The 13558-nt window shown below is 69.9% G+C and carries 12 protein-coding genes and 1 pseudogene; 5 read left to right on the top strand and 8 right to left on the bottom strand.

The features are described from left to right. Positions 1–18 precede the first annotated feature (18 nt). Together AZE13_RS10800 and AZE13_RS10795 are read left to right on the top strand one after the other, a co-directional pair. A complete protein-coding gene (locus tag AZE13_RS10800; RefSeq protein WP_066929422.1) occupies positions 19–2673 on the top strand; it encodes an MFS transporter in 2655 nt (884 codons plus the stop codon). Positions 2674–2852: 179 nt separating this feature from the next. Beyond that, positions 2853–3701 (top strand): YceI family protein, encoded by an 849-nt coding sequence (locus tag AZE13_RS10795; protein WP_066929420.1) that lies wholly within the window; start codon positions 2853–2855, stop codon positions 3699–3701. 59 nt (positions 3702–3760) lie between these two features. Here the strand turns inward: AZE13_RS10795 and AZE13_RS10790 are convergent, their stop codons facing one another. Genes AZE13_RS10790 through AZE13_RS10780 form a run of 3 tightly spaced genes read right to left on the bottom strand, consistent with a single transcriptional unit; the run spans position 3761 to position 5217 of the window. Continuing rightward, positions 3761–4129, bottom strand: coding sequence for a sensor domain-containing protein (locus AZE13_RS10790; protein ID WP_258527730.1), 369 nt, complete (start codon positions 4127–4129; stop codon positions 3761–3763). Between the two features lie 54 nt (positions 4130–4183). Further along, the gene (locus tag AZE13_RS10785) at positions 4184–4381 is read right to left on the bottom strand and encodes a DUF397 domain-containing protein (protein ID WP_066929416.1); all 198 of its coding nucleotides are present in this window, start codon (positions 4379–4381) and stop codon (positions 4184–4186) included. Further along, positions 4378–5217, bottom strand: coding sequence for a Scr1 family TA system antitoxin-like transcriptional regulator (locus AZE13_RS10780; RefSeq protein WP_066929414.1), 840 nt, complete (start codon positions 5215–5217; stop codon positions 4378–4380). The genes AZE13_RS10785 and AZE13_RS10780 overlap by 4 nt, the downstream gene beginning before the upstream one ends. Positions 5218–5391: 174 nt before the next feature. Between AZE13_RS10780 and AZE13_RS10775 the strand changes: the two genes are divergently transcribed. Both AZE13_RS10775 and AZE13_RS36290 read left to right on the top strand, forming a co-directional pair. Continuing rightward, the gene (locus tag AZE13_RS10775; protein ID WP_066929412.1) at positions 5392–5589 is read left to right on the top strand and encodes a hypothetical protein; all 198 of its coding nucleotides are present in this window, start codon (positions 5392–5394) and stop codon (positions 5587–5589) included. Next, positions 5586–5843, top strand: coding sequence for a hypothetical protein (locus AZE13_RS36290; RefSeq protein ID WP_147264639.1), 258 nt, complete (start codon positions 5586–5588; stop codon positions 5841–5843). Before AZE13_RS10775 ends, AZE13_RS36290 begins: the two co-directional genes overlap by 4 nt. A 181-nt stretch (positions 5844–6024) precedes the next feature. On the opposite strand, the gene AZE13_RS10770 is transcribed toward AZE13_RS36290, so the two are convergent. Together AZE13_RS10770 and AZE13_RS10765 are read right to left on the bottom strand one after the other, a co-directional pair. After that, positions 6025–6882, bottom strand: coding sequence for a TetR/AcrR family transcriptional regulator (locus tag AZE13_RS10770; RefSeq protein WP_066929410.1), 858 nt, complete (start codon positions 6880–6882; stop codon positions 6025–6027). Between the two features lie 92 nt (positions 6883–6974). Further along, complete coding sequence (locus AZE13_RS10765; protein WP_258527705.1) at positions 6975–8537, bottom strand: MFS transporter; 1563 nt, start codon at positions 8535–8537, stop codon at positions 6975–6977. Positions 8538–8760: 223 nt separating this feature from the next. Here AZE13_RS10765 and AZE13_RS10760 point away from each other — a divergent pair, with 223 nt between their 5' ends. Next, entirely contained in the window at positions 8761–10869 is a 2109-nt protein-coding gene (locus AZE13_RS10760) for a LamG-like jellyroll fold domain-containing protein (RefSeq protein ID WP_066929408.1), read from the top strand. Positions 10870–10926: 57 nt separating this feature from the next. Here the strand turns inward: AZE13_RS10760 and AZE13_RS10755 are convergent. From AZE13_RS10755 to AZE13_RS10745, 3 genes and pseudogenes are all read right to left on the bottom strand, one after another. Then, a pseudogene (locus AZE13_RS10755) lies at positions 10927–11262 on the bottom strand (winged helix-turn-helix domain-containing protein); the annotation flags it as partial. Between the two features lie 268 nt (positions 11263–11530). Continuing rightward, a complete protein-coding gene (locus AZE13_RS10750; protein WP_066929406.1) occupies positions 11531–12421 on the bottom strand; it encodes an amidohydrolase family protein in 891 nt (296 codons plus the stop codon). A 63-nt stretch (positions 12422–12484) separates the two neighbouring features. After that, the gene (locus tag AZE13_RS10745) at positions 12485–13345 is read right to left on the bottom strand and encodes a DUF2797 domain-containing protein (RefSeq protein WP_079123897.1); all 861 of its coding nucleotides are present in this window, start codon (positions 13343–13345) and stop codon (positions 12485–12487) included. Between the last annotated feature and the right edge of the window lie 213 nt (positions 13346–13558).

The raw sequence follows: 13558 nt of genomic DNA, 5'->3' as shown, positions 1-13558 counted from the left end.
GGAACGAAAAGGAACGACATGGCTACGACCACACCAGCCGGTGTGCGGGGCGGCCACGCCAAGCATGGAGGCGGCCACGGCCCCTCCAACGGGGCGCCCATGACGCACCGTCATATCATGGAGGCGCTGTCCGGGCTGCTGCTCGGCATGTTCGTCGCCATTCTCTCGTCGACGATCGTGTCGAACGCGCTGCCGGAGATCATCCATGACCTGGAGGGCGGGCAGAGCGCGTACACGTGGGTGGTCACGGCGTCGCTGCTGGCGATGACGGCTTCCACACCGCTGTGGGGCAAGCTCTCCGACCTGTTCAGCAAGAAGCTGCTGGTGCAGGTCGCACTGATCATTTACGTCGCCGGCTCGGTGGTCGCCGGGCTGTCGCAGAACACCGGCATGCTGATCGCCTGCCGCGTGGTGCAGGGCATAGGCGTGGGCGGGCTGTCCGCCCTGGCCCAGATCGTCATGGCCGCGATGATCTCGCCGCGCGAGCGCGGCCGGTACAGCGGCTACCTCGGCGCGGTGTTCGCCGTCGCCACGGTCGGCGGCCCGCTGCTCGGCGGCGTGATCACCGACACCAGCTGGCTCGGCTGGCGCTGGTGCTTCTACGTCGGCGTGCCCTTCGCGGTCATCGCGCTGATCGTGCTGCAGAAGACCCTGAAGCTGCCCGTCGTCAGGCGCGAGGGCGTCAGGGTCGACTGGGCGGGCGCGTTCTTCATCACCGCGGCGGTCTCGCTGCTGCTGGTGTGGGTGACGCTGGCCGGCGACAAGTACGACTGGCTGTCCTGGCAGACCCTCGCGATGGTCGGCGGCGCGGTGCTGCTCGGCGCGGTCTTCGTCCTCGTCGAGGCCAAGGCCAAGGAGCCGATCATCCCGCTGCGGCTGTTCCGCAACCCGACGATCACCCTCGCCTCGGCCGCCTCGCTGTTCGTCGGTATCGCGATGTTCACCGGCACCGTGTTCTTCAGCCAGTACTTCCAGCTGGCGCGCGACAAGTCGCCGACGATGTCCGGGATCATGACCATCCCGATGATCGGCGGGCTGTTCGTCTCCTCCACCGTCTCGGGCCAGATCATCACCAAGACCGGACGCTGGAAGGCGTGGCTGGTCTCCGGCGGCGCGCTGCTGACCGCCGGCCTGGGCCTGCTGGGCACCATCCGTTACGACACCGAGTACTGGCACATCGCGATCTTCATGGCGCTGATGGGCCTCGGCATCGGCATGATGATGCAGAACCTGGTCCTGGCCACCCAGAACCAGGTGGCCCCGGAAGACCTCGGTTCGGCCTCCTCCGTCGTCACCTTCTTCCGCTCCCTCGGTGGTGCGGTGGGCGTCTCGGCGCTCGGTGCGGTGCTCGCCAACCGCGTCACCCACTACGTCAAGGACGGGCTGGCCGAACTCGGCCCCCGGGCCGCTCAGGCCGCCGCGCACGGCGGGGGCACCAGCGGCGGCGGCATCCCGGACCTGGACGCCCTCCCGGCGCCGCTGCGCACCGTCATGGAGAGCGCCTACGGGCACGGCGTCGGCGATGTGTTCCTGTACGCGGCGCCCTGCGCGCTGCTCGCCTTCCTCCTCACCCTGTTCATCAAGGAGGTGGCGCTGAAGACGCGCGGCGGCCTGGCCCAGAGCAGCGAACAGGGTGCTGCCCAGGGCAGTGTGCAGGGCAATGCGGAGAACGCGGGTCCCGGCGCTCCCGCCGCTCATGAGGCCTATGGCGAGCGGGAGCCCGCCCTGGTGGGAGCTACGGCCGTCTCGGACCACTCGGATCCGGAGCCGTACGGCGACGAGGGCACGAAGGGCACGAAGACCCCGCCGTCCTGGGCGCAGCCGGCACGACTGCCGTCGCAGTCGCTCCAGGCGTACGCCTCGGCCGACACCGGAAACGGCACCCCGCCCGACCCCTCCGGCCCGTCCGTCCACGGCTTCGTCCGTAACGCGGACGGCAACCCCGTCCCGCGCTCCGCGGTGACGCTGATCTCGCTCAGCGGACGTCAGCTGGCCCGCGTGGTCGCCCAGGCCAACGGCTCGTACGCGCTCACCGCCCCCGGCGCCGGCTCGTACGTCCTGATCGCCGCGGCCGACGGGCACCAGCCGCAGGCCGCCACGGTCGTCGTCGGCGACCAGCCGCACAGCTACGACATCCTGCTCAGCGGCACCAGCGGCCTCGCCGGCCAGGTCCGCAGCGCGGCGGCCGGCGAGCCGGTCGACGGGGCGATGGTCGTGGTCACCGACGTACGCGGGGAGGTGCTGGCCACCGGGAAGACCAGCGCCGAGGGCTACTTCGCCTTCGACGAGCTGGCGCCCGGCACCTTCACCCTCGCGGTGAACGCCGCCCACCACCGCCCGGCGGCGCTGCCGATCGAGGTCGGCGGCCAGGGCACGACCCATATCGAGGTCGAGCTGCTGTCCGGCGCGCGGGTGCAGGGCACGGTACGGGCGGGCGGCCGCGACGGGAGCCCGCAGCCGCTGGCCGATGCGCGGGTGACGCTGGTGGACGCGGCGGGCAATGTCGTGGCGACGTCCACGACCGGCGAGGACGGTGCGTACGCCTTCACCGACCTGGACGCGGGCGACTACACGGTCATCGCGAGCGGCTACCCGCCGGTCGCCACCGGCCTGGCGGTCGACGCAAGCGGGGTCGACGCCCACGACATCGACCTCGCCCACCCCGGGGACTGACCCGGACGGCTCCCTCTCCGGGAGCACCACAGCCCCGGGCCGGGGCGCGCGTCGAGCGGAGACGCGCCCCGGCCCGGCACCAGGGCTCCGGCGGCGGCGCGGCGCACAGGCAGGGGACGGCCTGCCCGCCGCCGCCCGGAGCCCGACACACACGAGGCAAGCGACACACAGGAGCAGCAGTGGATTCGACGGGCGCGGGAGCGGGAACTGCGGGCGTCAGGGCGCAGGTCCGCACGCGGGACGGCTGGGCCGTCCAGCACGCCGTACTGACCGTCACCGACATGACGGGCACGCAGGTGCTGCGCGCGACGGCGGACGAGGACGGCGCCCTCCGCACCACGCAGCCGCTGCCCGCCGGCCCGTACACGGTCATCGTGACGGCCGTGGGCTATGCGCCGGCCGCGTCCAGCGCGATCGTGACGGCGAGCGGCCGGATGGACGTGGGCACCGTCGTACTGGCCCGCCAGGGCGGAGCCGAACTGCCACCGCCGGGTCCATGGACCATCGACCCCATGCACTCGACCGTGGCCGCCGTCGCCCAGCACCTGGGGATCTCCAGCGTGCGCGGCCGATTCGCCGAGTTCAGCGGCCGGATCGACATCGCCGAGGACCTGGCCCAGTCCCGGGTCGAGGCGGTCATCGCCGCCGCCTCGATCGACACCGGCAACGGCATGCGGGACGGGCACCTCCGCAACGAGGACTTCCTCGACATCGAGGCGTACCCGCACATCACCTACCGCAGCACGGGCCTGTCACCGGCCGGCCCGGACCGCTGGACGGTGCACGGCGAACTGTCCCTGCGCGGCGTCAGCCGCCCGGTGGACCTCGACCTGAGCTACCTCGGCACCGGCCCGGACCCGTGGGGCGGCACCCGCGCCGCCTTCCGCGCCACGACCGAACTGCACCGCGAGGACTTCAAAATGAACTACAACCAGGTCGTAGCCGCCGGCATCGCCGCCATCGGCACCACCCTGAAGGTCGAACTGGACGTACAGGCGGTGCAGGGCGACGCCTTGCCGATGGGCTGAGCGACAGCGGGCCCGATTACGAGGGGACCCCTGGAAAGCGCCGCGGGGTCCCTCGGGCATCAGCGGCCCAGTACCGCTCGCGCCAGCTTGGCCTGGCCGCGCAGTGCGTACGGTCCGATCCACAGGCCCAGCAGGAGCCACACTGCGCCGAGTCCGGCCGCCCAGTTCGCCGAGCGGGCGGTCTCCAGCCGTATGAAGCCGTACCAGCTGTTGTCCCAGGTGGAGACCCACGGGTCCCACAGGACCGGCATCAGGATGCCGAAGAGGCCCATCGCGAACAGCAGGAGGGGGACAACCGCGAGGAACCAGCTCGCCACGAGGGAGACCTGGGCCCAGGCCCAGTCCCGCCAGGTCGAGTGGCGGCTCAGCACCTGAAGTGCCCTCTTCACCAGCCCAGGGACGCCGGATGCTTCGGTGGCCGTGTCCAGCGCACCGGGGTGCCGCTCCCGCGAGCCGGCTCCCTTGCTCGGACCAATGCCGTATCACCGCCGGACCAGACGGACGAAGGTCGTCCAGGCCTCCGTCGAGAAGTGGATCTCCGGCCCGGGGTTCTTGGAGTCCCGTACGGGGACGACGCCGACGGGGGCGCTGCTGGGAGCCCATTCGAGGCAGTCGCTACCATGTTGGGCGCCGCTGTAGCTGGACTTCACCCACTCGCGGACGGCAGAGCCTGTGGTCACGTCAGTGCCTCCATCTGTCCCCTGATCAGGCGCGCGCTCTCCCGGGGTGAAAGCGCCTCCCCTGTCAGTCCATCGTAGGCACGCAGTGCTTCCCGCACATGCTCCGGGTCGTCAATAATCGCCACCGTGCGGTACCCCTCGACGCAGACAACCGTCAGATGATGTGGCCCTGTGAGGAACCTGGCCCCGTCATCAACGAACAGATGCGCCTCTGCATCCAACGGCAGAACCTGAATCCGGACAGTGGCTTTGGCGCCCTGGGTCAACAGCGCGGCGAGTTGCCCACGCATGATGTCGCGGCTGCCGATCTGTCGCCGGATTACGGACTCACAGAGCACGAGGTGCACATCGGGAGGGGCTTCCCCCTTCAAAATGTCCTGCCGAGCCATCCGGGCGGCGACCGAGGCTTTGATCTCCTCCTCACTGGCTCGCGGTGCCCCACCCCGAAGCAGGGTTCGGGCGTAGTCCGCGGTTTGGAGGAGGCCGGGCACGACCGTCGGGGACCACTGTCGTACGACTATTGCCTCGCGCTCCAACGCCACCCCGCGTCGGTACTGCGCCGGGAAAGACTGCGCCACGATCTCCTCGTACAGCCGCTTGAACAGCCCGTCCGTCGAGAACACCTGGTCCAAGAGCGGCGGCAGGTCCGGCGGAATCGGGCCACGGCACGTCTCCACACGGCTGATCGTGGACCGCGACGTCCGGAGCTTGCGGGCCAGCTGGTCCTGATTCAGCTTTCGTTCCGGGTAGAGCTCTCGCGCGCTCTGGCACTCCTCGGCGAAGCGTCGTCGAGGGTCCGAAACCTCGCCGCCAGTGACCTCTCCTTGTTCGCCCATCACTCCCCCTGACCACATGGCTGATCATGTACAGCGAGTCGGCTTTCCCGCAGGTCAGCCAGCGAGGCATATGCCCAGCTACTCAACCCTCTGATCGGGCGCCGAATATCCGCCACGCTACCGACCCTTACTGCATCCTTGTGACCAATCGGCCACATTCAGTGAGGAGTTCGGATGGCTGAGCAGGAAGAGGGCGCCCCCGAGTGCGCCGAGTGCGCCTGGCTCAAAGTGGAGTTGGAACGTGCCCTCCACATCGGCGACCACTCAAGAGCCGTCGACCACCGGGTGCTGCTCCGGCGTCACCCCCGCCATGACGACGTCCCTGTCGCGACATTCCAGACGGCACAGCCATCGGAAGGTAAGGACACGTGAGACCTCCGCAACCTGGCCGGGTCCGGAGCGTTCTGGTCCGCTGGGCCGAGCGGCTGTTCCCGGCGACCGGGCGGCACTGCGCCACGTCCCCCGCGACGACCTCCGGTCCGCTACCGCGGCCTCGCCGTCGTACAGGTCTGCCGACGCACAAGAGCCCGTACGCCCGGGACGCGGCGGCCGACGAACCCTTCACGGACACCGTCACCGGAGTACGTCCCTACGTACTGCTCACCATGCGATCGGCGGCGGCCTGATATGCCGGCGCCGCCTCAGCTGTGCGGGGCCACCCGTCCCGAAGAGTGCAACAATCCCCGCCCCTGCGTGCGTACCGAGCACCGGGACGGGGACCATGTGGACTGGCAAGGCGTGGCCTGGGCCGACCGCCCCGAGGACGACAGGCCCGGGCCTGTCGACTAGCGCGCCGCCAGCACACCGCTAGCGCCCCGCCGCGTGGGACTGCATCGCCTCGATGCCCGCGATCTGGAGGTCGAGGGCGAAGGTGAAGTCCCGGTCGCGCATCTCCGCGATGGTCCGGCCGCCGCGGGCCTCCATGACCTGCGTGGTGTTCTCCACCGTTTCGGCGAACTCCGGGCGGCCCCGGACGGCGGACATCACCTGCTGGTGGTACTCGTCGACCGGCATCCCGGCCTCCGCGCAGCGGGCGTTGAACAGGCCCTCGACGGTGGCGAAGCCGTAGACGAACTGGAAGACGGCGGACAGCCCGCCGGTGATCTGCTCCAGCGACAGCCCGCTCTCCCTCATCACCCGCACACTGGCGTTGGAGAAGGCGAGGGAGTGCGGGCCGATGTTGATGTACGTGCCCATCAGCCGCGCCACCCAGGGGTGGCCGGTCAGCAGCGCCCGGTACTCGTGGGCCAGGGCCCGCAGATGGTCGCGCCAGTCCCCGCTCGCGCCCCCGCCGGTTCCGGTGCCAGTGCCGGTGCCGGTGCCGGGGCCGGGGCTAGTGCCGGTGCCAGTGCTAGTGCCAGTGCCCGTGCCGGGCTCGTCCGGCAGTCGGATCTCGGCCATGACACTGTCCAGGGCGAGCTCCAGCAGGTCGTCCTTGGTGTCGACGTACCAGTAGACGGACATCGCGGTGACACCCAGCTCCGCGGCGAGCCGGCGCATCGAGAACTTCGCCAGGCCCTCGGCGTCCAGCAGCCGGACCGTCGCCGCGACAATCTTGTCGAGGTCGAGTCCGGCCGGCTGGTCCGCCTTCCGCTTCAGTGGGGGCCGCTCGGTCAGCCAGACGCTGTGCGGCCGCTTTCCGACGCGCCCGTCCGTCGCTGCCATGGGGCCCCTTCCTGCCCGTACGGACCGCTCCGGGTTGTCCGGTCCGTACGGGATGTTCTCGATGGCGGTCGCGATCACGTACAGCGTCGATGCTATTGCGCTCCGGCGGCCGCTGGTTCCTGGCCCGCGCGCTCGGCCCGGCGCAGCAGTACGGCGGCGAGCAGCCCGCCGAGGAACACCGCGGCCGCGCCGACCAGCTGGCTGGTGCCGATGCCGGAGGCGAAGGCATCCTGTACGGCCGTCCGTTCGGCGTCCGTACGGGTCCTGCCGAGCGCCGCGGGCAGTGACCCGGCGCCCGCGGCGACCAGCGGAAGCAGGGCCACGAAGCGGGAGTTGAGGACCGCACCGAGGACGGCGACCCCGAGGCCCTGGCCGAACTCCATCAGCGTGCCGTTGACGCCGGCGCCCACGCCCGCCTTGGCCGGCGGGATCGCGGACATGATGGCGTTGGCCATGGTCGGCATGGCGAGCGCGACGCCGACGCCCATCACGATCAGGCCGGACAGCATGCCGCCGTAGCTGTGGCCGCCGAGCAGCGCTATGGCCGCGAGACCGGCCGCGAGCAGCGACATCCCCGTGACGATCATTCCCGGGGTGCCCAGCTTGGGCATCAGGCGGGCGCTCAGGCCGGTGAAATTGATCAGGATGACCGTCACCGCGAGCGGCGCCATCCGCAGACCGGCGTCCAGCGGGCCGTAACCGAGCACCAGCTGGAGGTGCTGGGTGAGCAGGAACATCGAGCCGCCCATCCCGAAGGCGACGAGGATGCCGCCGGAGACCGCGCCGATGAAGCGGCGGTTCCGGAAGAAGTGCATGTCCAGCATGGGGTGCGGGACATGCAGCTCCCACCCCGCGAAGAGGGCGAGCGCCGCGATCCCGACGGCGGCGGAGATCACCACCCGTCCGGACCACCAGCCGGCGTGCGGTCCGGAGATGATCGCGAAGACCACCGCACCCATACCGATCATGGAGAGCAGGGCGCCCAGCAGGTCCGGGCGCTCACCCTCTCGGCTCTTGGACTCCGGGACGAGGGTGACGACGGACGCCAGCGCTATGACGGCGACGGGGATGTTGACCAGGAACAGCGAACCCCACCAGAAGTGGTCCAGCAGCGCGCCGCCGATCAGCGGTCCGGCGGCGAAGCCGAGCGAGTTGACCGAGCTCCAGATCGCGATGGCCCGGGGGCGCTCCGCGTCGTCGAAGATCTGCATGACGACGGCGAGGGTGGTGGTGACCAGCAGCGCACCGCCGACGCCCATACCGGCGCGGGCGGCGATCAGCTGACCGGGGGACTGGGCGAGGGCGGCGCCGAGCGAGGCGAGCCCGAAGAGCACCAGACCGACGGCGAGCATCTTCTTGCGGCCGTAACGGTCGGCGGAGTTGCCCGCGGTGAGCAGCAGACCGGACTGGACCAGCGAATAGGCGTTGATCATCCACTGGACGTCGGCGGTGGTCGCGCCCAGCTCAGTGGTGAGGGAGGGGATGGCGACGTTGAGGACGGTGTTGTCGAGGACGACGGTCAGCTGCGCGACGCAGATGACGGCCAGGATCAGCCAACGGGCGGCGTGCCGGCCCGGCGGCTGGAGAGTGGGGGTGGATGTGGGGGTGGAGGTGGACGAGGGGGTGGGAGTGGCGTCGGAGGCCACGGCGGTCATACGGGCTCCCTGTACGGTGCGAGCGGATGCCATACACCGTACAGCGTGAGTTATACGCCGTACATCTCTTTTCTCCGGAGGGGTGAGGGCCGGAGGAGTGAGGGGCCGGAGGAGCGAGGGGCCGGAGGAGCGAGGGTCGCCCCCAACCATCGCGGCAGCCACCGAGAACTGAGGTCGACACCCCCCATACGGGCACAAAGTGTGAATAAGGGAAAATGCCGGAATGAGAAGCACCCGTCGAAGAATCCTGCGTGGCATATCAGGAGCCGCCCTTACGGCATCGCTCTGCGCAGGCCTCCTCGCTCTTCCCGCGTCCCCCGCTGCCGCGCTCCCCGGACAGGCGGATTCCCAGCAGTGGGAGCTCGCCTGGGCCGACGAATTCAACGGTGCCCCGCACCAGCCCGGCGACGCGTGGACCTATGAGGTCGGCAACGCAGGAAATTACAACTCCGGCAACAAGGAACTGCAGTACTACACCAAGGACGCGGACAACGCTCAGACGGACGGTGACAACCTCGTCATCACCGCCCGGCGCGGGTCCAAAGGCCTCAAGTGCGCATACGTACGCGAGGACAACCCTGGCCGGGCACAGGCCGACAATCCGGATCCGGCACAGCGCAAAGAAGCCGACTGCGACTACACCTCCGCCCGCATCACCACGCAGAACGCCCCCTTCGCCCAGTCCCGGTACGGCCGTATCGAATCGCGTATCAAACTGCCCGGCGGAAAAGGCCTGCTGCCGGCCTTCTGGGCACTCGGCACCAGCCAGGGGTGGCCCAACGGCGGCGAGATGGACATCCTGGAGTCCGTCGCCAAGCCCGAATGCCTGGTGTGCAGCGGCCTGATCGGGCCCAACAGGCTTGTCGACTCGCAGTCCGGCGATGCTCGCTTCAGCCACCACTGGGGCAACGGCAGCAAGAACAAATTCCAGAAACTGACCAACAAGCAGCTTTCCGAAGAATTCCACGTCTACGCGATGGACTGGTTCCCGGATCGCGTCACCTTCTCCGTGGACGGCATGCTGATCCACGAACAGCGCAAAGCCGATGTGCCACAGGGCAGTTGGGTATTCGACCGACCGTTCTATGTGGTTCTGAACCTCGCCGTCGGCGGCGGGTGGCCCAAGGACCCGCCCCCCGAGACATCTTTCCCGCAGAAGATGTACGTGGACTATGTGCGGCTCTACCAGCCCAAGCGGCCTCTGGTGGAAGCCACCGGCACCATCCGCAGCCCGTACGCGGGGGACAAGTGCATCGACGTCGTCGGCGCCTCCACCGCCAACAGCACCCCGTTGCAGACTCTCAACTGCAAGAACAATCCGGCGCAGCGCTGGAGTGTGAAGACGGACGGCACGGTGCGCAGTGCGCTCGGGGCGGACAAGTGCCTGGACGTCCGGACTTCGGGCACCACCGACGGCACACCGGTACAACTCTATGAGTGCAACGGTTCCGGCGCGCAGCAGTGGGTCGCCCAGAAGGACGGCAAACTGCGCAACCCCAACTCCGGTAAATGCCTGCACATCTCCCACGCCTCCACAGCGGAGTCGGCCCGCCTGGAGATCTACCAGTGCATCGACACGCCCGCGGAGGTCTGGACGCTTCCGGTGTCCGCCGAATGGCCGCTGCATGACCGGCTCATGGACCCGGCCGACCTCGACAAGCCCTCCACCGAGCCGATGACCGCGCGGAACGCCAACAGCACGACCCACGATCTGACTCTGACGTGCACCAACGGTGCCGACTGGACGGATGACACCGTCAGGGGCGTCTCCGCCCGCTTTGACGGCACCAGCGGATCCTGCTCCGCGGACAAGCCGGTGGTGAACACCTCCGATAACTTCACCGTGTCGGCGTGGGTGAAGCTGGACTCCGTCGACCAGCCCTGGAACCGGACCCTCGTCAGCCAGGACGGCAAACAGACCAGCGGCTTCCACCTCCAGTACGACGCCACGGCGAAGAAGTGGGCGTTCAAGCGGATGAGCGAGGACTCCGCCTCCCCGCAAGGAAACGCAGGTGTCCTCTCGACGGCACCCGCCGGCACCGAGTGGACCCATCTGGCCGGTGTCTACAGCGCCGCCACGAACACCATCAGCCTGTACGTCAACGGCCGCCCCCAAGGCGCCCCGGTCAAGCTGGCCCAGAAGCCCTGGGAGGCGAAGGGCGCCTTCGTCATCGGCCGCGGAAAGTGGGCCGGGACCGCTGGTGACTACTTCCCCGGGCGGATCAGCTCTGTTCGCGCCTCGACCGTCGACCTGTCGCCCGCCTCGGTCGGCACCCTGTACCGGGAGGACGTCCATCGGATGAACCTGGAACTGCCCAAGCCCCGCAGCTGAGCCACGCGGGCCCAGCCCTGCACAGGGGCTGGGCCCGCACTCCCCCGGCCCGCCCGCCTACTCCGCCGGCTTGATCAGATAGCCCGCTCCCCGACGGGTGTGAATCATCGGTGCCCGCCCCGCGTCGATCTTCCGCCGCAGATACGAGATGTACAGCTCCACGATGTTCGCCTGGCCCCCGAAGTCATAGCTCCAGACCCGGTCGAGGATCTGCGTCTTGCTCAGCACCCGCCGCGGATTGCGCATCAGATAACGCAGCAGCGCGAACTCGGTGGCTGTCACATGAATCTCCTGACCGCCCCGCCACACCTCCCGACTGTCCTCGTCGAGCACCAGATCGCCCACCGTCAGCCGCGCTTCGCTCCGCGCGGCCACCACTCCGGCCCGCCGCAACCGCTCCGACTGCTGCGCGGACGCACCCCTGGACGACGACGTGGCCGAGCCCGGCGCACCGCTGGACGCTATGGACACTGAGGACGAAGAGGTCACGGTCATACCGCCGACTCTGGCCCACCCCCGTGAGAACTCCCTTGCCCCTTCCTGTGAATCTCCTGAGAACTCCTCCCTACCGAACAACCTGGGCCGCCCCCCGCGCGGTCCAGGTCGATCACCACTCCCCAAGCATGGCACCCACCACTGACAATCGCCCTGACCTGCACAATCACGCCCGGGACCGGCCAACCCCGAACAGCCGCGCCGCATTCCCGTAGCAGACGCCGCGCAGCCACTCCTCCCCCATGCCCAACCGCTCCAGCGCCTCCAGCGCATGGGCGTACCCATAGGGGATATTCGGAAAGTCGCTGCCGAACAGCACCCGGCCGCCGAGGTCCGCGAGCCGGCCGCGCTCCTCCTTCGGAAACGGTGCGGCCCGTTCGGCGAAGTCCGTGAAGGCCATCGTCGTATCAAGGTGCACACCCGGATAGCGCTGCGCGAGGTCCAGGAATTCGGCGTACTCCGGCGTGCCCATGTGGGCGATGACCAGCCGCAGCCGAGGGTGACGGGCCAGCACCCGTGCGATCGGCTCAGGGCCGGTGTGCTCCCCGGGCGCGGGCCCCGACCCGCAGTGCACGACCACCGGCACACCGGCCTCCGCGACGGCCCCCCACACCGGATCGAGCCGCACATCGGCCGGGTCGTACGCCCCCACCTGCACATGCGCCTTGAAAACCCGTACCCCCTCGGCCAGTTCGTGCCGTACATACGCCTCGGCACCGGCCTCCGGATAGAAGGTCGCGGTCCGCAGACAGTCCGGCGTACGGGCCGCGAATTCGGCCGCCCAGCCGTTCAGCCACCGGGCCATCCCCGGCTTGTGCGGATAGATCATCGAGGTGAACGCCCGTACGCCGAAGCCGCGCAGCACCGCCAGCCGCCCGGCCTCCTCGAAGCGGTACGCGATCGGCCATTCCCGGCCCACCAGCGGCCCGGCCGTATCGAAGTACGCCCAGACCTTCGCCATCACCCGCTCCGGCATGAAGTGCGTATGCACATCGATCAGCCCCGGCAGCCCCAACCCCCGCCAGAACGCCCCGACCCGCTCATCACCATCCGCCACCCGAGCCCCTCCTCCACTCCCCTGCTCCCTCTACTCCCTTACTCCCCTGCTCCCCCACTCCCATCAGAACAGCCCCTCCTGCCGACCCGCCTGCCGATGCTCCTGCTGGTCCCGCCGAGGGGCCTGCCGCTCCCCCGCCCCACGCACCGCGGACCGCAACGGGACGGTCGTCGTCCGCCCCGTTGCCGCCCCCAGCACCCACCCCGACAGCATCCGCGCATCCAGCACCGCAACCACCCCGCCGGCCTCCTCGGCCCCAGCCAGCCGCAGATACACGTCCGCCCCCACCCCGGTCAGCACCTCCCCCACGATCTCCGCGCCCGACGTCAGTCCGCCCAGCTCCGCCACCTCGCCCGGAATCCGGTCGAGCCCGAACAGCTCCGTATGATCCGTGCAGGCGAACTCCACCGGCGTCAGCGTCTCGGGCCAGCCCGCCAACCCGCAGGCCGCATCGTGAAGTCGGGCGAGTTCGGCAACCCGCTCCGGCGCCGGCGGCAGCGCCCCGCGCGCCGCCCTCTTCGCCGCCTTCCCGAACCGGTCGGGCACCGCCAGCGCGCTTCCCAGCAGCGCCTCTGCTCGCCGCGCCGCCATCAGGGGCCCGCGCCCCAGCCACGCGTACGCCACCGCCCCCTGCTCCACCAGGCGCGCCGGCCCCCGCCCGATCGCCGTGATCCCCACCTTGAGCAGACCGGGACCGAAGTACGCGAGATAGACGCCGTACGGACGCGGATCGTCGGCCATCGTGTCGGCAGCCACCGACCGCGAACGATCCAGCTGGGCACAGCGCGCACACTGGTCCCTGGCACTCGCCCCGTCGAGCACCGCCGCATACGGGCACACGATCCAACGACCGGCCCGCCACACCCCCAGGCACCGCCGCTCCCCCAGCGCGGCGAACGCCAGCCGCTTGCCCGCGGGCAGCATGCTGACCCGCGCCTCCCCGCGCTCGGCGCAGTACCAGCCGAGCCGCTGTGCGAACCCCCACTCCAGCCCCGCCCCCGGCACCTGCCCCCGCGCCGCCCCCGGCGCAGCCTCCGCTCCCGCCCCGGACCTGCCATCCGGCCTGCCCGCCGACCCGCCACCTGACCAGCGCGGCCCCGTACATCGCCACACATCGCCAGCGTACGACCCCCCACT

It is taken from the genome of Streptomyces sp. NBRC 110611 (assembly GCF_001590865.1).
Taxonomy (GTDB): domain Bacteria; phylum Actinomycetota; class Actinomycetes; order Streptomycetales; family Streptomycetaceae; genus Streptomyces.
Note: the sequence above shows the minus strand (reverse complement) of the source record. Positions and strands in the feature narration are given on the sequence as shown.